At 45.6% G+C, this 355-nt stretch carries 1 protein-coding gene; it reads left to right on the top strand.

What is annotated here, in order from left to right; translation table 11 throughout:
- Window positions 1–32: 32 nt before the first annotated feature.
- On the top strand, window positions 33–355 hold a 323-nt coding region (locus C1G57_RS00600), incomplete at its 3' end, for a mucin-binding protein (protein ID WP_153045595.1).

Raw genomic sequence — 355 nt, 5'->3', positions numbered from 1 at the left:
CTTTATACAAACGTACTGCGACCGTTAACCTAGTGACTAAAGAAGTGACTTATGGTGACTGGACCTCAACTGATGATGACTTCGACAAAGTAGACACACCAGCTATTGCAGGTTACACACCAGACAAGGCAAGTGTCGAAGCTGTTCAGGATGTTCCGGCAACTGATCCAGACACTGAAGTTATCGTTAGATATGTGAAGGACGCTCAAAAAGCCACCATCACCTACAAAGATGACAAAGGTAAAACGCTTGGTACTGTCGATGAAGTCACAGGTAAGTCAGGCGAGCCGATTAACTACACCACCACAGCTCGTATTACAGAGCTCACCAACCAAGGTTATGAAGTGGTGACAGA

It is taken from the genome of Streptococcus suis, from assembly GCF_002960425.1.
Taxonomy (GTDB): Bacteria; Bacillota; Bacilli; order Lactobacillales; family Streptococcaceae; genus Streptococcus; species Streptococcus suis_S.
This window is presented reverse-complemented; position numbering and strand designations above follow the sequence as displayed.